Source organism: Paraburkholderia panacisoli (assembly GCF_008369935.1).
GTDB classification, from domain to species: Bacteria; Pseudomonadota; Gammaproteobacteria; order Burkholderiales; family Burkholderiaceae; genus Paraburkholderia; species Paraburkholderia panacisoli.
The window spans coordinates 42,196-65,007 of sequence record NZ_VTUZ01000036.1; the positions used below are offsets into that span (position 1 = coordinate 42,196).

The following is a 22,812-nucleotide window of genomic DNA, read 5'->3' on the forward strand; positions in this document are numbered from 1 at the left end:
CGCGACAAAATCGACTCCTCCGAACCATATTTCACTGTTGCCGTGACAAATCGAAGATGAGCGCCGCTTCGACCCATTTCTCGCCGGGTGGGGTCCACGGCGTCGGGGCCTGGAAATTCCACATCAGGCGCTGCCATTCCGTCAGCACCGGATCGCTTGCTTCAGCATCCGCAATGCGCTGAGCGCTGAAGACTGTGTCATCGGTCTCCATCAGCATGCATAGCCGGGTCCCCAGCCGGAAGATTTCCATACAGGTGATCCCCTGGCTGCGGAGATGATTCGCCACCTCGGGCCAAATCTTGCGGTGCATGGCCTCGTACTCGGCGATAAGATCAGGGGAATCCTTGAGGTCCAACATCAGGCAGCGTCTCATCGCATTCTCCGACGGTCGTGTAAATTGCTGCGCTTTCTGTGCAGCGCAATGCTGTGATTCAAACCCGCTTTCTCCTGATGTGACTGGAAAAAGACCTGCAGCACGTCGGTGGTCCCACGAACGAACCTGGCAATTGACGCTCCCTTTCCTGTCCCATCGGTCCATAACGGAGGAGTTTCATCTTGTCTTTTCGTCGTTGCTGAGACGGCACCGAATGGCGCAGTTAATTCGACCAACCGCCATCGATCAAGTGGATCTGGCCGGTCGTAAACAACGACTCATCGGATGCAAGGTACAAATCGAGCGCTGCGACCTCCTCGGGCTTACCCACACGTCCCATTGGCTGACGCGCGACGAACGCCGCATGTACCTGCTCGACACTCGCCTTCGGGGGCATTCCAGCGTCCCTTCACCGTGGTTTAACAAACTTCACAAGCGATAGAATGCTCCGGCGTTCGCACCGAAAACCGCGTCGCGCGCCGCGTCGGACAGTGACGCAAGCAAAGTGTTCGCCACCGAATGCCATAACAGGTAATCGCCGTTCATGTTGAGCACAGGCCAGTCACTGCCCCACATCAGGCGCGCCGGGCCGAAGGTATTCAGCAAATGATCGACATACGGCCGTAGGGTCTCTTCAGTCCAGCCGGGTGCGGCTTCGCTTGCAAGACCCGAAAGTTTGCAATGAGTATTCGGCAGGCGCGAGAGGCGCGTGGTGCCGTCGGCCCACGTTCGCCAGCCGGCATGGCCATCGCGGACCGGCGGCTTCGCGCCATGATCGACCACGATGCGCAACTGTGGAAAGCGCGCCGCAAAGGTCTCGAGCGCTTCGACGTGGCGCGCGAAAATCAGCGCGTCGAAGGCGACGTCATGCGCGAGCAGCGCCTCTACGGCGGGCGCTAGTGCAGGATTAGCGATCCAGTTGTCATCCGGCAGGTCTTGCAGCATCGGGCGCACACCCTTGAACTTTGGATCGCGTGCAAGCTCGGCGATTAGCGCGGGTGCTTCGGGCACGAGCATCGGCACCCAGCCGACGACGCCCCCAATCGACGGCTCACGCGCCGCCAGCGCCAGCAGGTAACGGGTCTCAGCCAGAGTCGGCGCGGCCTGCACGACGATCGTACGTTCGATGCACGCAGCAGACGCCAGGGGTGCCAGATCTGCCGGCAGGAAGTCACGCCACAACGGGCCCAGCTCGGGGGTGAGCCATCCGTAGTCGCCGCGGCTGCGCTGCCAGAAATGCTGATGCGCATCGATCTTCATGAGCGCTCCCGTGCAAGCTCACGGACATGCGTGGCTGCCGCGCACTCGCCCGGCACCGGCGCCCGTTGATCGATCAAGCCGAGTTCTTTCAGCTCACGCCAAAACGCGAGTGGAATCGGGAGGGCGAAACCGCGTGCGTTATCGATCATTTCGTCCGGTGAACGTGCGCCCGTCACGATGCTTTTCACCGTCGGATGCGCATACGGAAACTGTAACGCGGCAGCGCTCAGCGGTACGCCGAACGTATCGCACACTGCGACAAAACGCTCGACGCGAGCCACAATTTCCGGCGGCGCGCTCGCGTAGTTGAACGCGGGGCACGAGCCATCCGGACTGTGTGCGGGAACTCCACGTCCGCGCGCAAGAATGCCCGAATTGAAAGCGCCTCCGATCAGCACGCCGACGCCGCGTGCGTCGCAGATCGGTAACAGGTCGTCAAGGACAGTCTGCTCGAGCAGCGTGTACCGTCCCGCGAGCAGCGCGCAGTCGAGATCGAATTCGCGCAACGCATCGACGATCGCGGCACTCTCATTCACGCCTAGCCCCACTGCGCGAACGACGCCCGCCGATCGCAATTCGTCCAGCGCCTTGAATCCGCTGTCCGAAAGTTGTCGCCAGTAATGCGCCGCTGTCTCCGGTTCGTTGCCGTGCGTATAGCTGCCGATGTCGTGCACCAGCAGCACGTCGATACTTGCCATCCCGAGGCGTTGTAGACTGTCTTCGAACGAGCGCAGTATGGCGTCGCGCGTGTAGTCGAAACGCACCTTGAACGGAAACGGATTCGCCCAGCCGCCCTGCGAGACGGCTGCGCCGCCCGCGTCGGCCGGTGTCAGCATCCGCCCTGCTTTGGTCGATAGCACGAATTCGTCGCGGTTGCGACTCGAGAGCGCGGCGCCCAGCCTGTGTTCGCCCTTCGTATAGCCGTAGAACGGCGCCGTATCGAAGTACCGCACACCAGCATCCCAGGCTGCGTCGACCGCGGCGAGTGCCTGTGCGTGGGTCACGTCGCGATACATGCCAGCGATGCCCGCCGATCCGAAACCGAGCGCGCTGAACCGCAATGGTGTGGGACGCTCGCGCATGCCCCTCACTGCGTCTCTCCCAGGCTGCGCGCGGTCCATCATGCGCCTCCCGCGGCGACACACGCGGCGGCCATACCGATCGACTTGTGCACGTGCTGGCTCGCGCCAATCACATCCCAGTCCCAATCGATGCCAAGACCAGGCTCATCCGGCGCGACCGCATACCCCTGCTCAATCTTCACACGCGAGCCCGTGAGAGTGTCGATCTGCGGGATGTATTCGACCCACGCGGAATTCGTCACCGCGGCGCACAGGCTCACATGCAGTTCCATCAGGAAATGTGGGCAGATCGCGATGTTCATCGCCTCGGCAAAATGAGCAATCTTCAACCACGGTGTGATGCCGCCGACGCGCGCCACGTCTGCCTGCACGATCGAGCAGGCGTCTGATTTCATATATTCGGCGAACTGCGCGGGGTGATACATCGATTCGCCGACCGCGACCGGCACCGCTGTGGCTGCGCTCAGTTGCCGATGGCCAGCGATGTTTTCGGCGGGCAGCGGTTCCTCCAGCCATGCGAGGTGCAGCGGCTCGAACGCGTGCGCTCGCCGCAGCGCCTCGGAGAGCGTGAACCCCTGATTCGCGTCGACCATCAACTCGAAGCTGCCGCCCACCGCTTCCCGCACGGCCGCAAGTCGCCGCACATCTTCGGAAAGATGCGGGCGCCCCACTTTCAGCTTTGCGCCGCAGAATCCGAATTCCTGTGCCTGCAGGGTCTGCTCGACAAGTTCGCTCTCCGACAGATGCAACCAACCGCCCTCTGTCGTGTAAGTCCGCACACGCGGCTTCGCACCGCCTGCCGCAACCCACAACGGCAGTCCGGCCACGCGCGTATTGCGATCCCACAGCGCGGTATCGATTGCGGCAAGCGCGAGACTCGTGATCGCGCCGACCGCGGTCGCGTGCGTGTGATAGAACAGATGCCGCCAGATCGCTTCATATTCCGCGGGATTGCGGCCGATGAGTTGCGGCGCCAGATGGTCGTGCAGCAACGCGACGATCGACGAGCCGCCCGTGCCAATCGTATATGTGTAGCCTGTGCCGGCGCTGCCGTCACTACAACGGATCGTGACCAGCACCGTTTCCTGAATGACAAACGACTGGATGGCATCCGTGCGCCGCACCTTCGGCTGAAGGTCGACCTGCCGGATTTCTACGGTTTCGATGAGGGTCATGTTTGTTCTATCCTTTGACGCCGCCAAGCGTGAGACCTGCAATCAGGTGCTTCTGAACGATGAACGTGAGGATGATGGCCGGAATGATGATGATTACGGCCATGGTGCACATGCCGGCCCAGTCCACCGTGAACTGCGCGGTAAAGTCCATCAAGCCGACGGGCAGCGTTTTGGTATCGGGGCTGCGGCACAGTTGCGACGCCAGCGCGAACTCGTTCCAACTAGTCAGAAACGCGAAGATCGCAGCCGACGCCACGCCCGAGCGGGCCAGAGGCAGTTCGATATGCCAGAACGCCTGCCAGCGGCTGCAGCCGTCGATCTGTGCGGCCTCGGCGAGTTCTGCCGGCACTTCGCGAAAAAACCCGTCGATCAGCCAGACCGTGAACGGCACGTTCATCGCGAGGTAGACGATAATCACGCCGACATGCGTGTCGAGCAAACCCGTCCACGCCCACAGCATGAAGATCGGCAGCGAGAGCGCGATGCCCGGAATCGCTCGCGTGAGCATCAGCACAACGAACAATAGCTTCTTGTGGCGGAACTCGAAACGCGCAAACGCATAGCCGCCGGCCACCCCGACCACGATCGCAGCAAGCGTGCTCGCTAGAGAAATCACCACCGAATTAACGAAGTACTGGCGAATCGGCAGCGACGCGATTCCGCCAAAGCCGAACACATTGCGAAAGTTGTCGAGCGTATAACTGCCGGCATCAAGCAGTGGCTGGTTCGACAGAATCGCGACATTCGAGCGGAACGCATTGAGCATGACCCAAAGGCCTGGCACGCAGATGACCGCCATCACGAGGAACACTGCGAGCCACAGAGCACAACGTCTCATCGGTGCTTGCAGCGTATCGAATGTGGAAGCGTGATTGAAAGTAATACTCATGATGTCAGGCCGGCCCCATGTGTTTGCGCGCTGCGTTGAGTTTGCGGAAAAAGTACAGCGTGAACAGCACCGATACGAGCACGGACACGTAGCCGATGGCATTTGCGTAACCCATGCGTGAATCGTCGTAGGCGATACGGCCTACCATCGTCCAGAGCAATTCGGTACGTCCGCCGGGACCGCCGTTGGTCATGATGCGAACGATGTCATAGGCCCGGCCGACGTCCAGCGAACGGATCGTCATCGCGATATAGATGAACGGCATCAGGTACGGCAGCGTCACGTAGCGGAAGGTTTGCCACGGCGTGCAGCCGTCGACTTTGGACGCTTCGATCGGATCCTTCGGCAAAGCCATCAGGCCAGCGAGCAGAATCACCGCGAACACCGGCGTCGAATTCCACACCTCCGCCGCGATCAACGAAGCAAGCGCCCATTGCGCATCGACCAGAAATGGAATCGTGGTCTTCAATCCGAATACCGTTTGCAGTACATGATTGACGACGCCCGTGCTGTCGTTGAGCATGAACTTGAACTGAAAACCGACCAGCACCGGCGAAAACATCATCGGGAACATCATGATGGTGCGCAGCGCGCGTTGGCCTTTCACAATCTGGTTGAGCAGCAGCGCGATCCCGAGGCCGAGCAACAGTTCCAGATTCAACGCAATCGTCAGGAACAGCACGGTACGACCGAACGCGGCCCAGAAATCCCCTTTCGCAAACGCGCGCAGATAGTTTCGCAAACCGACGACATTCCAGATCGTGTCAGGATCGATGAGCCGGTACGCGGTGAAACTCGTGTAGAGCGAAAAAAGCAGCGGCAGCACAACGACGATCGCTACCGAAACAAATGCCGGCAGCAGCAGCCTTAGCGGCACGGCCATGCTCTCATGCAGGGCCGGTCGGGGGGATTGTACGGCGGGCGAATAGCGGATATTGAATCGCATATTGGAGCGCATATTGAAGCAGGGAAAAGCAGACTGACTGCATGGCGCGGCGCGCGGGCCGCGCCATGCATGTCGCTAGTTGGACGCGTCCTGCATGATGTCGGAAACTTTTTTCGCCGCATCGTCTAGCGCCTGCTGGGCCGATTTGTCGCCGATTAGCGCCTTCTGCAATTCCGGCCACAGCGCATTGGATATCTCGTCCCATTGCTGGATCCGCGGAGGCGTAAAGGCGTCCTGCTGAGCCGCCGTGCTGAACACCGAGATCGCACGCGCCATATACGTATCTTGTTTCGCCTCGAACTCTTTCACGACCGCTTGCTGGGCATCGACCCGCGACGGGATCGTCCCGAGCCGCGCCTCCACCATCTGCGAATCGAAGCTGGTCAGGAACTGGATGAAGCTCGCCGCGACTTCTGGGCGGTCGCAGGTCTTCGTGATCGAAAAGCTATGCGAACCTGACCAGCCCGGCCGCTTGTTGGCAGTGCCTAGCGGCGCCGGCACCACGCCCACGTTGCCGGCCATTCTGGAAGTCTTCGGATCGTTGTAGAACGAAGCGAAGCCTGGCCAGTCGAGATCCAGCGCCACTTTGCCTGCAGCGAAGTTGTTGCCCAGATCGTCCCAGACATAGCTCGGCACTCCCTTAGGTACGGCACCCGCCTTGTATAAATCCACGAACCAGTTCAGCGTCTTGACACCGATCGGCGAGTTGAACGCAGGACGGTTTTTCCCATCCAGCAACTGGCCACCGTTGGCGATCAACAACGAATAGAACGTGCCAGTAATCGCTTCGTCCTTGCCGGGAAACTGTGTGCCGTAAAAATTCGGTGCTTTGGTGAAGAACTTCGCCTGCTGCGTGAATTCAGCATAGTTCCTCGGCGGCGCGAGCGGTTCGCCGAACTGCTTGTGATAGGCACTCTGGTTGACCGGATCGTCGTAGGCCGCCTTGTTGTAGTAGAGCGCCTCAATATCGACCGAGCGCGGAATCTGCACCAGATGTCCGTTGATCTCGGACTGCTTGAGCAAGCTCGGCGAGAACGCCGCCAGATAACTGGCCGGGAACACGCCCTTCAGATCACGGAAAATCGGGTACTGTGCGGAAAAATTCGTATGGTTGGACGACACGCAATAGTCGATATGGCCGGATGCAATGTCCTGCTTCAGTTCGCGATCGAGCTCGAAATGGCTCTTGCGCGACACGATCTCGACTTTCGCACCTGTCTGTTTTTCCCACAGCGGAATGCGCGCATAGAGCGCCTCATACTGGACGCCGCCGATCAGCTTGACCCGCAGCGTGTAGCCCTTGTATTCGCCGTCGGCATGTGCGAGACCCGACGCGACAACACCCGCGAGCGCAAATACCGAAGCTGCGAGCCTGAACATGGTTCTATAACGCATCCTTGTCTCCTCTTGTATGGGTTCCGCCGTGGACCGCGCGGCTCGCCGGCGGCAACTGTGTAATGCGAGCCCGCGACGGTTTGGCTCGCAATCCTGTTTAGCGCAGCCGTCGCCCGCTGGTGCGGTCGAACACGAGTACTCTGGCGGGGTCCGCTAGCAGCGAGATGGTCGTGCCGGCAGGCACATCGGTGCGGCCGTTCAGCATGACGCAACAGGCCTGGCCGGCGACCGTACCGAACAGTTCGGTCGCCGCACCGGTAGGCTCAACCACGTCGAGCGCGAACGGCATGCCGCCTGCGCCAGCAACGCTGAGATGCTCGGGACGAATCCCGTACATCACCTCCTGTCCCTGCGCGGCGTTGACGGGCGGCGCAGGGAGCGCGAGCTCGCCAATGCGCACGCATGCGCCATCCCCATGCGGCTCGTAAATCCCCTTGAAGAAGTTCATCGCAGGCGAGCCGATGAAGCCTGCTACGAAGAGATTGTCAGGATCGTCATATAGCGCAAGCGGTGTGCCGATCTGTTCGATCACGCCACCGTTGAGCACGACGATGCGGTCTGCCATCGTCATCGCCTCGATCTGGTCGTGAGTCACATAGACGGTCGTGGCGCGCAAACGCTGGTGCAGGGCCTTGATCTCCGCGCGCATCTGCACGCGGAGCCTCGCATCGAGATTGGAGAGCGGCTCATCGAACAGGAACACTTTCGGGTCACGCACGATCGCGCGGCCCATCGCCACCCGCTGCCGCTGACCGCCCGACAGATGGCGGGGATGACGATCGAGCAGATCCTGCAGACCCAGCATCGTCGCCGCCTTTTGCGCCCGAGAGGCAATCTCCTGCGGATCGCGATTGCGCAGCTTGAGCGCGAACGTCAGGTTTTCGAGCACCGTCATGTGTGGATACAGCGCGTAGTTCTGGAAAACCATCGCGATATCGCGATCGCGCGGCGGCCGCGCATTGACGATCTCGCCGTCTATCACGATGCGCCCATGACTGACGCTTTCGAGGCCCGCCAGCGCACGCAGCAGCGTGGATTTCCCGCATCCGCTCGGCCCGACCAGTACGAGAAACTCCCCGTCCGGAACCTGCAGGTCAATCTGCTTCAACACCTCCTGCTCGCCAAACGACTTTCGGACCTGCTCGAATGCTACGGCTGCCATCCGCCCTCCTTCCCGGGTTATTCAGTAACCGGCCGTTGAGCGCAACTGACCACTCTCGCCGTATGGGTAAGGAAATTGTATATATGAAACGACGTTTTATTGATGAAAATCTTGTAGGTGTTTTCCCCGTCCCTCAAACGGATTGTTGGGCGCCCACATGACATTCAGTCCCCCTACAATCCGTCTGGTTATCATGTGCGCCATTTCATCTGCGATTTCAGGAGGAAACTTGAACGCCAACGCGACGCGCTATTCGGCACCGGCACTGGAAAAGGGTCTGGACATCATCGAGCTGCTGGCGGACCACGCGGAGGGTTTGTCTCTTGCGGAACTCGCAAAAGAGCTCGGCCGTACCACCGCCGAAATATTCCGGATGGTCGTGACGCTGGAAACACGCGGCTACCTGCACACGATCGGCGACCGGTATGTTCTGTCGTTGCTGCTCTTCCAGTTGGCGCACCGGCATCAGCCAGTGCGCTCGCTAGTGTCGACCGCACTGCCGCTGATGACGCAACTCGCCAAGCAGGCTGGACAGTCGTTTCACCTGTGCGTGTATCAGAAGGGACGCGTGCTGATCGTCGCAGGCGTCGAAAGTCCGGAGCGGTGGGGCTTTTCGTTGAAGGTCGGCACGTTGATAGGACTCACCGATACCGCGTCGGGGCAGGTCCTGCTCGCCTTCCAGGAAGAACCGCAACGCGTCGAAATGCTCGAACTGCATGTTCCCGTGGACGGCGAACGGGCCGTGGACCCACAACCGCTTGCGAAGGACCTCGCGCAGATCCGCAGGCACGGCAACGCGCGCATGTCCAGCCGGCAGGTCAAGGGGGTGAAGAATCTGGCCTACCCTGTGTTCGGCATGGACGGTCATGCCATTGCGGCACTGACTACCCCATATATCGAGCGAATCGACGATGCCCCTGTGCCGTCGATGGCCGCCGTCGGTGACATGATGAAGCGCGCCGCAGAAACCCTCACTTCATTGATGGGCTTCAATGTCTATTGGGATGCAGCTTCGCAGCCCGCGCACCAACCCGAGCCTCGATGAGACCGAAGATATTCGTACGATGCATTGCACGGATCATCCATCACATCAGAACCCTATTTGCCGCATCGCTGGCGTCGACCGCGGCACTTACCAACGAGGCGCGAGCTGACGCGCCCATGCTCTCCGACAGCGATCCTACGGCCCAGTCGCTCGGGTATAAACCGGACGCGACCCAGATCGACAAAGCCAAATACCCAGAATGCCAGACCGGACAGGCCTGTGCGAATTGCCAGCTCTATCGGCAAGTCAGGTGATGCTGCCGGGCCGTGTCCGATCTTTGGCGGAAAAGAGGTCAGTGCCAAGGGATGGTGCAGCACGTATGTGAAAAGAGCCTGACCTGCGGGACGATCAAGGTTCAGTTTGCTGCCCTTCGACAAACAATTGGCCGCCAACCCTGCCTTGTCACGCGCCGCGATGTTTGCTTGCCCAAACACAGGCCGCCACCAGTAATGATGCGATGAGCGTTCTGTTCATGTTTTTCAGTGACGCGTGGCGGATGTCGTTTCGGTGTCCGCGCGGCGGCATTAGCCGCCGGAGCAGAAGCTGACCGGACCGACACCGGAGGAAGTCTGGGGGCGACAATGATTTCGAGAGTTGGATCAGCGAGCATCTCACGTGCATCCCACATTGGACAGGGTGCACCCGTCACGCGCGCCGCCGCTTCTGCGGTCTCCCGGCGCGAAGTGCAAATCGCCCGCTACCTCGACTCCGGGCACCGCTCTCCACGCGTCATATGGTTCAAGCCCCAGTTTGCGCCAATCACACCAACACGAAGCGGCTTAACCGTCATATCGCGTTACTCCTCAACGGTCTAGACCAAATACTTGCAAGGTCGACTCTCCAGCGCGCAGCCTCGTCAGAATTTCCCACTCCGCCGCCTCACGTTTCTCGGCGGCGAGAAGCACCTCACTTATCTGCTCATTGGGGATAGAGACCACTCCGTCAATGTCACCTACGATCAGGTCGCCAGGACTCACGAAGATGTCACCCATCAGCACAGGCTTGTTAAGCCATCCCGTCGCACCAAAATCTTTCCCGGTACCGCGGATGCATAAGCCTCTTGAGAAAACAGGAAATCCAACTTCCTCAAGCAGAGCGCCATCTCTCACGCACGCATCTATGACCAGGCCGCCCAGTCGGGCGACCATTCCAGCAGTCGACATGACCTCGCCCCAATATCCTGCTTCATAGTGGCCGCTCGCATAGACGACCAGGATATCGCCCGGGCTGGCCACCTTGATGGCTCGATGAATCCACAGATTGTCGTTCGGCGGGCAATGCACGGTAAAAGCCGGCCCTGCTAGCCTGAAACTCGCGGCTGTCGGCTTGATCGACGACGGTAATGCCCCGATCCGGCCTCCGGCTTCGTGAAGTGTCGCCGAGCCAAGCCTGGCGGCTCGTTTGATCTGGTCTGCAGGTAGAGCAACCGTTTTGCGCACCGAGATTGACGTATCGGCGAACGGATCGTGTTCGTCACTCATGCTTAGTCCTTCAAAGACTGAAGGCGGTGGTACCCAAACTGACGGCGAGCCTCGTCTAGCCGGGTACCCTCTCGTGCGAGAGCGCGAATTGCGTCTTCGGCACGCGAAATCTCTTCAGCCGCATCAAGGATGGCATCCTCATGGGCGCTGGGTAGGACCACTACACCGTCCGCATCGCCGCGCACGAGGTCACCTGGCGCGACGCGAACCGATCCAATTGAAACCACGACTCCGGTGGCCTCCACCTGCACACGATCCTTGCCAGTTCGCATCCAGTGTCCGCGAGAAAACACCGGGTATCCGAGCTTGCGACAGAGCGCGACGTCGCGACAGATTCCGTCTATGACTGTTCCGGCAATCCCTCTCCGCTGAGCGATCTCCGTCAAGATGTCTCCCCACACCGTTACATCTTCACGGCCCCCGTTGTCGAGGACGACAACTGATCCGGGAGGAACGTCATCGATATAGTCGCCTACCGTACCAGCGGGCTTGGAGGCCGGCCCGTAAAGAAGCGTGAAGGCTCGTCCCGTCAACCGGAACTCGTCAGCACGAGCCTTGATCCAGGCACATTGCCCGTGGATTCCAAGGCGATCCAATGCGTCGCTCAAAGTTGCGCAGTCGAGCGAGGCTGCACGGTCAACATTTCGGTCCTGATTCATCGCTTCAGCATCTCCTCGTAGTCGGCACCCATGACATGCGTAATCGACATCCCCTCCATCAAAGCCTTGCTCATGACGCTTTCGCGAGCTGCTATCTGCTCCGCGGTATCGAGGACAGCGGCGATGTGTGAGGCTGAAACGAACACGACGGCGGTTCCATCTGCAATCACGTAATCGCCCGTATGCACAGTTGCGTCGGCGATCTGCACTGTTCCGCCCGTCTCTAGTTCTGCAACTCGGCCACGCGCTGTGAGGGCTGTCGAGCCACGCGCATAGATCGGGAATCCCAATCCACGCGCCTCGTCAACGTCACGCACTAGCCCGTCAGAGATAACGCCTGCGATCCCGCGAACTTTTGCGCCAGTCGACAGAATTCCGCCCCAGGATCCAGCGACGATTCCAGTACGCTGTTCGACTACGATGACGTCTCCTTTCTGCGCCATTTCGATGGCCCGAGCACCGAGGTGCGGAGTGGGCGCTCCTCTGCTCGAAACCTCATCGGCCTTCACCAGTTTCACGGTCATAACGCGTCCGCATACTTTCGCGAGACACGATAGCGGTGAGAGTCCTGTGACTGTGCCTTTGAGAGAGAGCTTGTCCAGGCTGTCGGAAACGGCACAAGTATCAAGCCGGCCCAGCCGCTCCAGGATCGTTGAATCGTTCACGTTGGTCATTTCAGTACGGCCATGATTTCGAGTTGAACAAGCATGCCGCCTCGGAGCGCGGACACGACTGTATGGCGAGCGGGACGGTCATGCGCATCAGGAAAAGCGCGCAGCCATTCGTCGTTGACAGCAGCGCGATTTCCTTCCTCGCTAACGAGCACCCGGACATGGCCGACATCACCCAAATCGCCTCCAGCCTTTTTCAACAGCCTTTCCATGTTTGCGAAAGCGAATCGGACTTGCGCAGAGAGACCCTCGGCGAGACTACCAGTCGACGGATCTACTCCCATGATTCCTGAGGAGAACAGCATGTCTCCAACTCGGGTGCCAAAAGGAATCGGCACGGTATGCGAAATCCCTTCCAGATCAAAAGACTCGCGGTGTGGTCGGTCTGGGTTCATAGCCATTTTGCGAACGCCATGCCTACGCCCGTCCCACCTTCCGAGCGATATCCGGGGATGTAATCAACGAGCTTCATGCGCAACCCTTCGAGAGCCCCGCCCGCCGCAATCCAGTTCAAAACCTCCGAAGATCCGGACTGCAACTTACTCCTCGGTACTGAGGAGAGCGCCTCGCCATCTCCCTTGGCAAGGCCCTCCAGTATCTGGCGATCAAACTCGCTGTCGATAACAAAGTGACTAAGCCCACCAGAGGCGATCACCGCTACGCGTTCCGCGCCGGGCCACAATTCGATCGCCTTGCGGATTGCCTGTCCAAACGCGTAGCAACGCGCCGCAGTGGGTTGGTTCGGAGGAACGTAGGTGTTGATAAGCACGGGAATCATCGGGATGATCCTGTCCTCGCGCATGATGCGGCGTCGCACGAAAGTAAAGGCATGTCCCAAAGAGCGTTGCTCATGCTGACGTGAGTACTGAGCTACATCAAAGTTTTGCTCCATCAGATTTTCAATGATATGGCGCCCGAACTCCGGATGACCCGGATAGGCCTCCTGCGTCTCACCATGAAATGCCCACAGCACTGCCGCTCTGGAAGGAACGCTCATATCGCCATGGATAAATTCCGGCCTGTCCCAGCTCTTGTCCCCCCAGAAAACCGAGAACGTCGGCATGCAGTCGTCGAGAAAGAGTTCCTCCTGGTCATCACCGATCAACACGACGACGTCGGGGGCGACATCGTTGAGCGTCTGAGCGAGATCGGCGATGGCGCTCTGAACTGCGCTATGCTTCTTTTCCCAAACCTCTGGACTGAGTTCCTGCTCAATCCAGTCAGGCTTGCGCTTCAGGAGCTCTTCATAGGGTGTGCGATTCTGGTCAATCCGCGCCTGCTCGCTCCACCACTTCGGCTCCTGGCTAACTTGAGGACTGTGCGACATAGCCAGTCCCAGCACGATCTCGGCCATAAAACTCCTCATTCCTCGTTTGAAGATGCGCGCTGTGCGCATCGATGTGTACGCGTACCCCTAAACGTCAGCTCGCGGTCCATCCGCCGTCCACCGGGAGAATCACGCCGGTTATGAAGCTCGCGCCCGGAGACGCCAGAAATAGAATCGGTGGACCTATCTCGTCTGGATGGGCAGCGCGACCGAGCGGCACCTTGTGCTGAATGAGCATGCGCCAGCGCTCGCTTGCCTGGCTCTGTTGCGACATCTCTGTAGCAAACGGTCCGGGTGCAACCGCATTGACGCGAATGCCACGTGGCGCAAGTTCGACAGCCAGCGCTTTTGTCATCTGCACCACCGCTCCCTTGGAGGCGGCATATGCCGAGCGCTCGCTCATTCCGATCAGCCCTGCGGTGGATGCAACATTGACGATCGCACTGCCGGGTTTCATGTGCGCAACCGCGGCGCGACAAATCGACCATACGCCGTATGCGTTCGCCCGCATGACCTGCTCGAAGTCGGCATCCGACGTGGTCTGCAACGTTCCACGAGCAATCGCGCCAGCAGAATTCACGAGAATGTCGACGCTACCGGCGTGTCTGATCGTCGCTTCCACCACATCTTCCGCAGTTCCAGGTTGCGACAGATCTCCAGCGACGCAGGAAACCTTCGCACCAGCGCCTGCCAGGATTTCGGCCCGTTCATCAAGCGATTGCTGGTTACGTGCTACCAACACGACATGCGCTCCTGCAGCGGCCAAGGCGGCAGCCGCCGCGGCGCCCAGTCCTCTCGATCCCCCGGTCACAACGGCGACCCGTCCGGATAAATCAAATGGCCCGCCTGCGCCATTGCTCATACCGATTTCTCCCGCAGAACACGCCGTAGCACCTTGCCCGAATTGGTCTTAGGCAACTCGTCGAGGACCTCGATCAGGCGCGGCACCTTGTACGACGCCAGTCGCTCCCGGCAAAACAGCGTCAACTCCTCTTGCGTAATCGTCGCCGATGGACGCAACACGACGAACGCTTTTGGTGCTTCGCCACGGTAACTATCAGGCACTCCAATCACCGCGGCCTCGCTAATCGCTGGATGCTCAAGCAACACGTCCTCGACCTCGCGCGGCCAGACCTTGAATCCGGATGCGACGATCATGTCCTTTGAGCGGTCTACGACATAAAACCAGCCTTCTGTGTCGGCACGCCCGATGTCCCCCGTGCGTAACCAGCCGTCTTCAAATGCAGCCGACGATGCGTCCGGTTTCCGCCAATACCCCGCGACGACCTGCGGACCCGAGGTCATCAACTCGCCAACATCTCCGCCAAAGGGCAACGTTGCACGCGACTGCAAATCGACTATCCGGCAACGTGTTCCGGGGACTGGTACACCTATCGACAGCGAACCAGTCAATTCATCCACCGGAGCCCGGCGTCCCAAAGGCACCAGGTGCGAGGGCGACGTCGTCTCAGTCAGACCATAGGCGTTGTGGATATACACGCCCGTCGCTGCCTCCCATCGCTCGACGATCGCCGGCGCCACGGGTGCGCCTCCGCTAAACAACTTGCGGAAATGGGATAGGCGCGAGCGGTCGAACGCGGGCTGGTCAAGCAGCGCAATGTAAGCAGTAATGGCCGCCACCGTCGTCGTGCAGCGATGGCGCGCCAACAAATCGAGTACAGTGGCTGCTTCGAACCGATAGCACATGACTACAGCAGCGCCCGCGACCAACCCTGCCGCGATATGGGCGACCAACCCTGTTACGTGCGAAAAGGGCGCGGCCGCAAAGAGGACATCATCGGAGGTAAGTTCCAGCCATTGACGATAGACCTCCGCGCTGGACGCCACATTTGCGTGAGTGATGAGTGCAGCCTTGGGCTCGCCCGTGGTTCCTGACGTGTAAGTCAGGAAGGCGATGTCACTCCGATCAATCGACCCTCCAGACGATGTGCCCGGCTCGTCGAGAAGCGCCGACAGATGGCTCCATCCGTCGGGCATCTCAATGTCCTCACTGACTTTCCCGAGAAGGGCGGGCGTGTCGCCCTCACGAAGAAACTCATTGGCAAACGAGACTGCGGCGGAAAGGCTGCCTCCCCAGTCCAAAATCGCACCATGAAGTGCCATGGCCTGCTCTGCCCCGACAATCGCGGCACACGGTTCAGCGTCGTGCAGATAGTGAACCAGCTCCCGCCGTTTGAGCATGGGATTGAGCGGCACAACGATTGCACCCAGACGCCAGACCGCCAGCACTCCGATTACCGTTGCCGGAGTGTTTTGATTCAAGATTACGACCCGGTCGCCTTTCTTTACCCGGTCGGCCCACGCTGTAACCAGGGCGTCGACCTTTTGGCCGAGCTGCCGGAAGCTAAGCGCGGTATCGAAATACCAGAGCGCAATCGCATCGGGGCGCGCCGCCACGTTGACCTCAAAAGCGTCAAGCGGCAATGCTGGCTCGATCGCGACGTCCGGGCCGATACCGGGAGCGTAGAGGCGGACCCACCGGCGATCGTCGGTTGACCCTTCATCACTCGAGTCTCCATCGGAGAGGCGGATCTCAGACATAGTCATGCCATTTCATATAGTTCACGGAAACGGGCGGCGATCTGCTGGAGCCGTTCGAGCTCCAGGGGTCCCGCCTGTGCGGCAGCGATTGCATCGTCGAGATGTGAACGCTCGGAGATACCCACTAGAACTGTGTCGATCATGGGTTCACTCAAGGCAAAACGCAGCGCAAGACTGGCCATTGACGCGCCTTCTGGTACGAAGGCGCGAAATGCATCCGCCTTCACGCGGTCCGCATCCACTTCGGCTCGAGACAGTGATGAATAGGACTTCGCAAAACGATGAAGCTCACCGCTTTCGCTAAGAGCACCCGCCGCGAGAACGCGAATACCGACCACGCCAACATCGCGGTTCGACGCCTTCGAGATCATCTCTCCGTAGTCCTGAGCCCGCCACGCTGCAACCGTCGGGGCGACCGCGCTCGGGTTGAGGAGGTTGTAGTAGGCTTGAAAAAGGTCGAAGCGGTCGGCTTCGATGACCTCAAGAATCGAGTCGGTATGACCTAGACCTGTGAAACCAACGGCACCAACGATGCCCTTTCGTTTCAATCCTTCCATGACGTCAGCTACCCCGCCGGGCTGCAATACGTCGTCAACGGAGAGAACACGACCACCCAGATCCCGTTGACGTCCCACACGACTATGCAGGTACAGGATGTCCAGGCGTTCGCGGTTCAGCCGTTCCTGGCTGCGCTGGACGGAACGGACGATTGCGCCTTCCAGGTCATCAAGGTCACCAGGGGCGAAGTCGATCTTGGTACTGATGATCGGCGATGCTCCGAGGGTCTTGAGCGTCTTTCCCAGATTGACTTCCGAGTCGCCGCCGCCGTACGTCGGAGACGTGTCGAAGATATTAATTCCTCGCTCCAGGGCGTTGCCGACGACAGCGCACTGTTCGTGCTCGCTGCCGCGGACCATGAGCCCCGCGGTCCCACCACAGCCGAATGAAATCTCAGAGACTTCAAACCCGGTACGTCCTAAACGGCGCTTACGCATCGACGTTGCTCCTTGACGAGGCTGCATCCTGAATGACGACATGAGCTCCACGAACTGCACCACCATCGAGCAATCCTTTGAGAACAGCTTCCGCAGCCTCAAATCCGTGGACCTCCCCTGCAAACTCTCGAAGCCTCTTTCGCTCGGCCGAGACAATCTCTACCGCCTTTTTCAGAGACTGAGCCGATGCACCACGTCCGCCTTTAAGGGTGAGTCCCTTGCGACGAACCGTCTCCGGCTCCATCCCAGACGGTCTGGTTGAAGTGCATGCCAATATCACTCGCCCAAGTGGACCAGCCATTTCGACCGAAGCCGCAACGTACTCCACGGGAGTCTCTGTCACGACCACGACCACCTCGTAGGGTCCTTCGAGTTTCGGTGCAGCGGGAAAGCTGCGCACGTCAGCTCCCATTGCCCAACAGGTTTTAATCGCGTCTACACCACGTGAATCGCCGTACACGACGACTTTCGACGCTCCCGCGTGCAGAGCCACCAAAGCTGTTGCCGCGCCCATCCGACTCGTGCCGAGGATCGCCACTGATTCCCCTACCTTGATCTCTGCGCCATGGTGGAGCCATTCAACGCCCGAAGCTACGGGAAACGCGAAGGTCGCAAGCTCGATGGGCAAATCTTCAGGTATCGGGACCAGTACCGATTGTTCATCGAGCGACACAGTCTCCGCATATCCTCCCCAGTTACTGGAGGATGAGTCTTGAACAATGTGTCCATATCGCGGTGATTTGCAGAATCGCTTTTGATCGCGCAGGCACCAATCGCACTTCCCGCAAGGCCGTGCGTCATCGATCATGACCCTTGCACCGCGCAACTCCTGTAGCGCACGCGGGGCGGTGGGACCCACATCCTCGACGCGCCCCACGATCTCGTGCCCGAGTACCAAAGGCGTAGTCATCACCGGACCATATCCATGGAGTGTTTCGGCATCTCCGATACAAACAGCGCTCCCCTCCACCCGGAGAACCGCTCCACACTCACCCGCTGATACCGCTGGGAGATCGCGCAACTCCAGCTTGCCGTCTCCGACGTGAACGAGGCCTCGCATCAAACAGCCTTTCCCAGTGACGCCGTTGACGCGGCGCCGTAAAGCTTTTCCCACCAATCGTCTTCGCGATTGATCGTCGCCGCGGCGCTTCGTACCTGGCTGTAGTCGCTATTGAGTGCAGGGATTTCAGGTTCCTTGCCGTCTCTAATCTGACGAGCCGTTGCGAGGAGCATGCGTCGCATGTGGACAATTGCCTTGTCGGTCATCCCCAGGTGCTCGATGGTGCGATCCTGTATGGGCCCCATCGACTCCTGCACAGCAATGTCTTGCATGGTCGTGCCATACAGTCCGGTGTAGGTCTTACCCGCCTTGATGCCTTCGCGATCCTGGAACCATCGGTTGCCGGCACGTCCAGGACGGCGATAGTCGGGCAGCAGATCCTCACCCATCCGCAATCCGAGGAAAGTTTCGTGCGCCTTCACTTCGACCGGCGACAGTGGATGTTCGTTGTCGTACCAGACAAGGTACATTGCGGTGTTTTCGCTATCTAGCGGCACTGACGCCTGCATGTACACGGGAGGGATCATGCTGTAGAACGGCAAGGCATAAGCCGTAGCCCTCACGTATGCGAGTTTCTCCGGATCGGCCATTGCCTTGCGGATTGCGCCATAGATAAAGCCGAACTCGGTCTCTCTTACGTCGATCTCGGGTGAAGTATCGATTGACGGCCGCGAACGTCGGCCATCACTGTGAACTTGATCCTGATCGTAATCACCCGACGCACTTGTCTCTGCGCTATGCAGAAAATCACTGTGTGCCGAATCAAGTGAACCCTCGAGCGACTGCACAAAGTTGACGTTGTAGAGCGTTTTTCTCACAACGTAATGAGTCGACGGCAAGTTCATCCATGGAAAGCTTGGAAGTGGAGGTGGCTCTCCGGGTCCCAAGTAAGCCCACAACAGTCCGCCCGCTTCGACACACGGGTAGGTCGTGTTATTCACCCGTCCGCACATGCGGCTATCTTTCGGCTCGCCAGGCATTTCACATACATGTCCGGCGACATCAATCTTCCAGCCGTGATAAATGCAGCGCAGTCCGTCACCTTCATCGCGCGCGAGCATGAGCGATGCACCGCGATGGGGACAGGCCTCGGACATCAAACCTACCCGGCCTTCGGCATTTCGCCAGGCCACGAGTCGCTCGCCCACCAGATTGACGCGAACCGGCCCTTCGCCGGGTGACGGAATCTCATCCAACAAACATGCCGGCATCCAGAACCGCCGCAGGAAGATGCCCATGGGCTGGTCTCCCTCTACACGGCACATCAATTCATTGTCAGCCTTTGACAGCATGGGGTATCTCCATTGTTAGTCGAGCCGCCCCGCCCGATCTGCGGGACCGGTTGCGAGATCGTTCGCTCGCTAGTCTTTGAACGCGCGCGAGTAAACCTTTCGGCAGTTCCCTTCGAAAATCTTGTACTTATCCTCAGCCGTCAACCATGGGATGGCCTCAATCGCAGGCTTCAGGTCGTCGAAGTCCCGCCCCGTATGCCTACACGCGATCGTGCCGGTCCCTGGTCGTTCCGTACCAAAGAGGCAGTTGTCTACGCCAAGCACCCGGAATTGAAATTCCAGCGCCTCGGGCGAATAGTTGCAGGTGTCGTAGTAGAGTTTGCGGACCTTCTCGTCGAACGTTTCACCGCCCCGTCTCTCGGCCCATGCGCGAAAGCGCCCCATTTGATACGGAATAGCCCCCCCGCCGTGCGCGACAACAATCTTCAATGTCGGGAAGTCCTCGAACACGCGGCTCTCCAACAAGGAGATGATCGAGATACTCTCTTCGTTGATGAATTTCAGCGTGTAGGATTCTCGCGGATTGCAGCAACTCGCTGAGTGAATGAGCGCCGGCACATCGAGCTCGACCAGTTTTTCGTACAGGGGATACCAGAAGCGATCGCCAAGCCCGGGCGGCGCTGTTTCTTCACCCTCCGTCGGATCCGGATTCAACAGGCAGCCGACGAAGCTCAACTCCTTCACACATCGTTCCAGCTCGGCCAGGCAGTTTGCAGGGCTCTCGGCGCGAAACTGTGGAAGGCCGGCGACTCCCCTGAAACGGTCCGAGTGCAACTGGCATTGGGCATGGATGGCATCATTGACTGCACGGGTCCACAACGCGGTTACTTTGGCCGGCTTGATCGAGTGCAGCATCATGTACGGGCGCGGAGAGAGAAACTGCACGTCAGTTCCCACGCCATCCATAATTGCGATCAGTCGGTTCGAAACAGCATGCAGCGCCTCCTCCTTGATTCCAGAGAACGGCGCGGCCGGGTTGGCACGGCTGGCTACCAGTTCGCTCATGTACCTATACAGTTCGTCGGTCATAACAACATGGGCGTGACTGTCGATGATCATGCGATAGCTCCGAAGCTGTGGTTGGCTCATTGGGCCAGGAAACCATTCGGAATCCGTTACCCTTTATGGGATTGCAGTTCCATATAGATACGATATAGCCATGTCCGTGAGGCGTCAAGCGACTTTTCGTCGGCAGTCGCTGGATTGACCGCCGGGAAAGCGTCTATGCTTGCCAGAGCCGAGCGCCCGAGGCGCTCGTGCGTGCTACCAAACTCAACTTGGTACTGACAGCGGGGGAGTTGAAGGAAGGGAAGGTGGTGTCCGTTATCAGGCCAAACGGGGCGAAAGGCGGCGGCACCGAGTTCTGTTCGAAATGGACAATCCGGTTGGCGGGCTCACGGGAAATTTCAGCAGCGGAGCGACCCGCTCGGCTGGCGTGGGCTATCCACCTGTGGCCGGCGGATATTGGGTGGCGTGTACGGCCATCGGAATATCCTCGTCGGCACGGCTTATCAATGGCGGCTATTACCTGAGCGGTGTGGGTTTCAGAATCGGGTCGGTGCGAGTATGGGGCGGCTTCATGTCCGGGGACCAGCAAAATCCGGGAGGCCCGCACCTGGTAACGAACAACGGATTCGGCGGCCTGACGAGGCTCATCAAGCCGGATATCGTTTTACGGGCGACTACTATCAGACCGCCGTCTCGAATGACACGGACAGTCGCCGCGGTCTGTCGATGATTTCGCTTGCCTGTCTGCTTTCCAAGCGCACCACGCCTTACAGCAGTCGATTACGCATCGTACAAACACGCGGTCGTCAGCACGCGCAACCCGATCGGCGCGTCTAGCCAGACAGCAGTGACCGTCGGTATCGATGTGCTCTTCTAGCGCCCCGCACAGGTATCCGGGCGCGTAATCCACGCGCGCACCTAACCTCCGAAGAGCAACTCATGGTGATCGATATCCCCGGACACTATCGAAGGTGCGTAAGGCGCTCAAGAGCCGACACAGCCGCATCGCCTCCTCGATAGAGGCCTCGTCCGACAGATGCGATCTCGCCCCGAAATATCGGCGGCGATATCGCAACCTGGCTTCCCGCACTCGTCAAATGGGTCGAAGAGCGCGGCACGTCGCAATAAATCTGAACCCGACCCATCGGGTAGCCGCTGGACGAGCGTTCGCTGTCCAACCGTTACTGGCATCCGATCTACGAGATGTTCACCGAGTACAACACTTCGACGAATACCACGTCAGCACGAGACGCAACGCGCATTTCGATAACACGCGCGCGGACTAAATGAATGCGGATACGACCGCGTTCGTCGGCGCCTGCCCGCGGTCCTGTTCAAGGATTTCTCGACATCGCGTTTCGCAATCCCGCTTGGGAGCGGTGTAGTGTCGTATTACTGACGACGTTTATGCGGCATTTCGTCAACGTTGAGCCGCCTTTCGGGACACCGGCTTCCGAACGATCCGCTTGGCGGCGAGGGGTTCATCTTCGGTTTTGGCAGATTTTGACCCGCCGGCTTGGTCCATTTCGGCCAACGCAGCCTTAAGAATGGCGAGAGCCCCCCAGACCTTGATCTCCCGAGCCTTTTCTGTGGAGAGGAAGCAGACGTCACGCAACACAACGGCCGACTCAATGCCAATAAACAGGCTGAGCGCTCCGATTAACTTCTCGTAACGCTTCGTACCAAGCTGAGTACGCAGCATACCGATTGCCGACTCAAGCACTTCCTTGCGTGCCCCTCTACGATGCGGGAGCAACTCGTCATCTGAGCTCTCATTGTTCAAGGAGAGCTTCAGCATTGTGCGATAAAGGTAATCGTGGTCGGTAATCGTGACGTCACTGGCCTCAACCACCGAGCGGAGACGATCTTCGACCGTTTGCTTGCTCTCGAGCGCCGCGTCAATACTTCGTTTCTCAACCTCCGTTGCCGCGTAGAGCGTGGCGTGCACAACTAGCGTCTCGACGGACGGAAAGTAGCGATACGCTGTCGTGCGACCCACTCTAGCGCTATCCGCCACCTCGGCAACGGTGAACGATTTCCCCTCACGTACAAATTGTGCGGCGCATTCGACTAGTGCCATATGCGTGCGCATTTTCTGATTGCTTCGCCCACCAACAAGGTTCGACATGATTCTCCAATCGGGCGCGGCCCGCCGACAAGGACGTCCTGAACGTATATCTCCTCAATGGTACACCATTCCCATGGCGAGACAGAACAACAGAATTGCGCCTCTCTGGAGCCGAACGTCGATGTAACAAAACTGTATGATTTCTTGCAACCTCCTCAGTAGTTTGCGCTCAGCGAATTCAGTTGGAATTCTTCTCGCCATCGCGCAAATCCGTCAAAACTTTCCCCGACAAAATCGAGGCCGCCTCGTTCTCGCGCCACTGCGGCGATTTCCGCCAGGACCGACGGTATGTCCGACTGACA

General features: G+C 59.3%; 21 protein-coding genes and 2 pseudogenes. 2 read left to right on the forward strand and 21 right to left on the reverse strand.

The window, feature by feature from the left end; translation table 11 throughout:
- Positions 1-31 precede the first annotated feature (31 nt).
- The 9 genes and pseudogenes from FVF58_RS36780 to FVF58_RS36820 all read right to left on the reverse strand — a co-directional run bounded on the left by FVF58_RS36780 (position 32) and on the right by FVF58_RS36820 (position 8,282).
- Positions 32-373 carry an L-rhamnose mutarotase gene (locus FVF58_RS36780; RefSeq protein WP_149674621.1) on the reverse strand — a complete coding sequence of 114 codons (342 nt, stop codon included), beginning with the start codon at positions 371-373 and terminating at the stop codon, positions 32-34.
- Positions 374-596: 223 nt separating this feature from the next.
- Positions 597-752 (reverse strand): annotated as a pseudogene (locus tag FVF58_RS36785) (SDR family oxidoreductase); the annotation flags it as partial.
- 50 nt (positions 753-802) lie between these two features.
- Positions 803-1,633 carry an amidohydrolase family protein gene (locus FVF58_RS36790; RefSeq protein WP_149674622.1) on the reverse strand — a complete coding sequence of 277 codons (831 nt, stop codon included), beginning with the start codon at positions 1,631-1,633 and terminating at the stop codon, positions 803-805.
- Positions 1,630-2,715, reverse strand: a complete 1,086-nt coding sequence (locus FVF58_RS36795) for an aldo/keto reductase (protein WP_149674623.1) — start codon at positions 2,713-2,715, stop codon at positions 1,630-1,632. Before FVF58_RS36795 ends, FVF58_RS36790 begins: the two co-directional genes overlap by 4 nt.
- 38 nt (positions 2,716-2,753) lie before the next feature.
- Positions 2,754-3,890 carry a mandelate racemase/muconate lactonizing enzyme family protein gene (locus tag FVF58_RS36800; protein ID WP_149674624.1) on the reverse strand — a complete coding sequence of 379 codons (1,137 nt, stop codon included), beginning with the start codon at positions 3,888-3,890 and terminating at the stop codon, positions 2,754-2,756.
- A gap of 7 nt (positions 3,891-3,897) precedes the next feature.
- The gene (locus FVF58_RS36805; protein WP_149674674.1) at positions 3,898-4,728 is read right to left on the reverse strand and encodes a carbohydrate ABC transporter permease; all 831 of its coding nucleotides are present in this window, start codon (positions 4,726-4,728) and stop codon (positions 3,898-3,900) included.
- A gap of 55 nt (positions 4,729-4,783) precedes the next feature.
- Positions 4,784-5,662: a carbohydrate ABC transporter permease gene (locus FVF58_RS36810; protein WP_246217347.1), complete on the reverse strand. Its 879-nt coding sequence runs from the start codon at positions 5,660-5,662 to the stop codon at positions 4,784-4,786.
- A 138-nt stretch (positions 5,663-5,800) separates the two neighbouring features.
- Entirely contained in the window at positions 5,801-7,120 is a 1,320-nt protein-coding gene (locus FVF58_RS36815; protein ID WP_149674626.1) for an ABC transporter substrate-binding protein, read from the reverse strand.
- Between the two features lie 97 nt (positions 7,121-7,217).
- On the reverse strand, positions 7,218-8,282 hold the full coding sequence (locus FVF58_RS36820) for an ABC transporter ATP-binding protein (RefSeq protein ID WP_149674627.1): 1,065 nt from the start codon (positions 8,280-8,282) through the stop codon (positions 7,218-7,220).
- A gap of 193 nt (positions 8,283-8,475) precedes the next feature.
- Here FVF58_RS36820 and FVF58_RS36825 point away from each other — a divergent pair, with 193 nt between their 5' ends.
- Positions 8,476-9,327, forward strand: a complete 852-nt coding sequence (locus tag FVF58_RS36825; RefSeq protein ID WP_149674628.1) for an IclR family transcriptional regulator — start codon at positions 8,476-8,478, stop codon at positions 9,325-9,327.
- Between the two features lie 116 nt (positions 9,328-9,443).
- Positions 9,444-9,663 (forward strand): annotated as a pseudogene (locus FVF58_RS53300) (high-potential iron-sulfur protein).
- A gap of 467 nt (positions 9,664-10,130) precedes the next feature.
- On the opposite strand, the gene FVF58_RS36835 reads toward FVF58_RS53300, so the two are convergent.
- The 12 genes from FVF58_RS36835 to FVF58_RS36890 all read right to left on the reverse strand — a co-directional run bounded on the left by FVF58_RS36835 (position 10,131) and on the right by FVF58_RS36890 (position 22,510).
- Positions 10,131-10,808, reverse strand: a complete 678-nt coding sequence (locus tag FVF58_RS36835; RefSeq protein WP_149674629.1) for an RraA family protein — start codon at positions 10,806-10,808, stop codon at positions 10,131-10,133.
- Positions 10,809-10,810: 2 nt separating this feature from the next.
- Positions 10,811-11,467 carry an RraA family protein gene (locus tag FVF58_RS36840; RefSeq protein WP_149674630.1) on the reverse strand — a complete coding sequence of 219 codons (657 nt, stop codon included), beginning with the start codon at positions 11,465-11,467 and terminating at the stop codon, positions 10,811-10,813.
- Positions 11,464-12,141 carry an RraA family protein gene (locus FVF58_RS36845; protein WP_149674631.1) on the reverse strand — a complete coding sequence of 226 codons (678 nt, stop codon included), beginning with the start codon at positions 12,139-12,141 and terminating at the stop codon, positions 11,464-11,466. Before FVF58_RS36845 ends, FVF58_RS36840 begins: the two co-directional genes overlap by 4 nt.
- Positions 12,138-12,539, reverse strand: coding sequence for a RidA family protein (locus tag FVF58_RS36850; protein ID WP_149674632.1), 402 nt, complete (start codon positions 12,537-12,539; stop codon positions 12,138-12,140). Before FVF58_RS36850 ends, FVF58_RS36845 begins: the two co-directional genes overlap by 4 nt.
- Entirely contained in the window at positions 12,530-13,492 is a 963-nt protein-coding gene (locus FVF58_RS36855; protein ID WP_188131041.1) for a DODA-type extradiol aromatic ring-opening family dioxygenase, read from the reverse strand. The genes FVF58_RS36850 and FVF58_RS36855 overlap by 10 nt, the downstream gene beginning before the upstream one ends.
- Before the next feature lie 67 nt (positions 13,493-13,559).
- Positions 13,560-14,327 carry an SDR family NAD(P)-dependent oxidoreductase gene (locus tag FVF58_RS36860; RefSeq protein WP_149674634.1) on the reverse strand — a complete coding sequence of 256 codons (768 nt, stop codon included), beginning with the start codon at positions 14,325-14,327 and terminating at the stop codon, positions 13,560-13,562.
- Positions 14,324-16,033, reverse strand: coding sequence for an AMP-binding protein (locus tag FVF58_RS36865; RefSeq protein WP_223191196.1), 1,710 nt, complete (start codon positions 16,031-16,033; stop codon positions 14,324-14,326). Before FVF58_RS36865 ends, FVF58_RS36860 begins: the two co-directional genes overlap by 4 nt.
- Positions 16,030-17,022 carry an aldo/keto reductase gene (locus FVF58_RS36870; protein ID WP_188131042.1) on the reverse strand — a complete coding sequence of 331 codons (993 nt, stop codon included), beginning with the start codon at positions 17,020-17,022 and terminating at the stop codon, positions 16,030-16,032. Before FVF58_RS36870 ends, FVF58_RS36865 begins: the two co-directional genes overlap by 4 nt.
- The gene (locus FVF58_RS54305; protein ID WP_281291330.1) at positions 17,015-18,082 is read right to left on the reverse strand and encodes an alcohol dehydrogenase catalytic domain-containing protein; all 1,068 of its coding nucleotides are present in this window, start codon (positions 18,080-18,082) and stop codon (positions 17,015-17,017) included. Before FVF58_RS54305 ends, FVF58_RS36870 begins: the two co-directional genes overlap by 8 nt.
- Positions 18,082-19,374 carry a Rieske 2Fe-2S domain-containing protein gene (locus tag FVF58_RS36880; protein ID WP_149674637.1) on the reverse strand — a complete coding sequence of 431 codons (1,293 nt, stop codon included), beginning with the start codon at positions 19,372-19,374 and terminating at the stop codon, positions 18,082-18,084. Before FVF58_RS36880 ends, FVF58_RS54305 begins: the two co-directional genes overlap by 1 nt.
- Positions 19,375-19,443: 69 nt before the next feature.
- Positions 19,444-20,433 carry an amidohydrolase family protein gene (locus FVF58_RS36885; protein WP_149674638.1) on the reverse strand — a complete coding sequence of 330 codons (990 nt, stop codon included), beginning with the start codon at positions 20,431-20,433 and terminating at the stop codon, positions 19,444-19,446.
- 1,369 nt (positions 20,434-21,802) lie between these two features.
- Complete coding sequence (locus tag FVF58_RS36890; RefSeq protein WP_149674639.1) at positions 21,803-22,510, reverse strand: TetR/AcrR family transcriptional regulator; 708 nt, start codon at positions 22,508-22,510, stop codon at positions 21,803-21,805.
- Positions 22,511-22,812 lie beyond the last annotated feature (302 nt).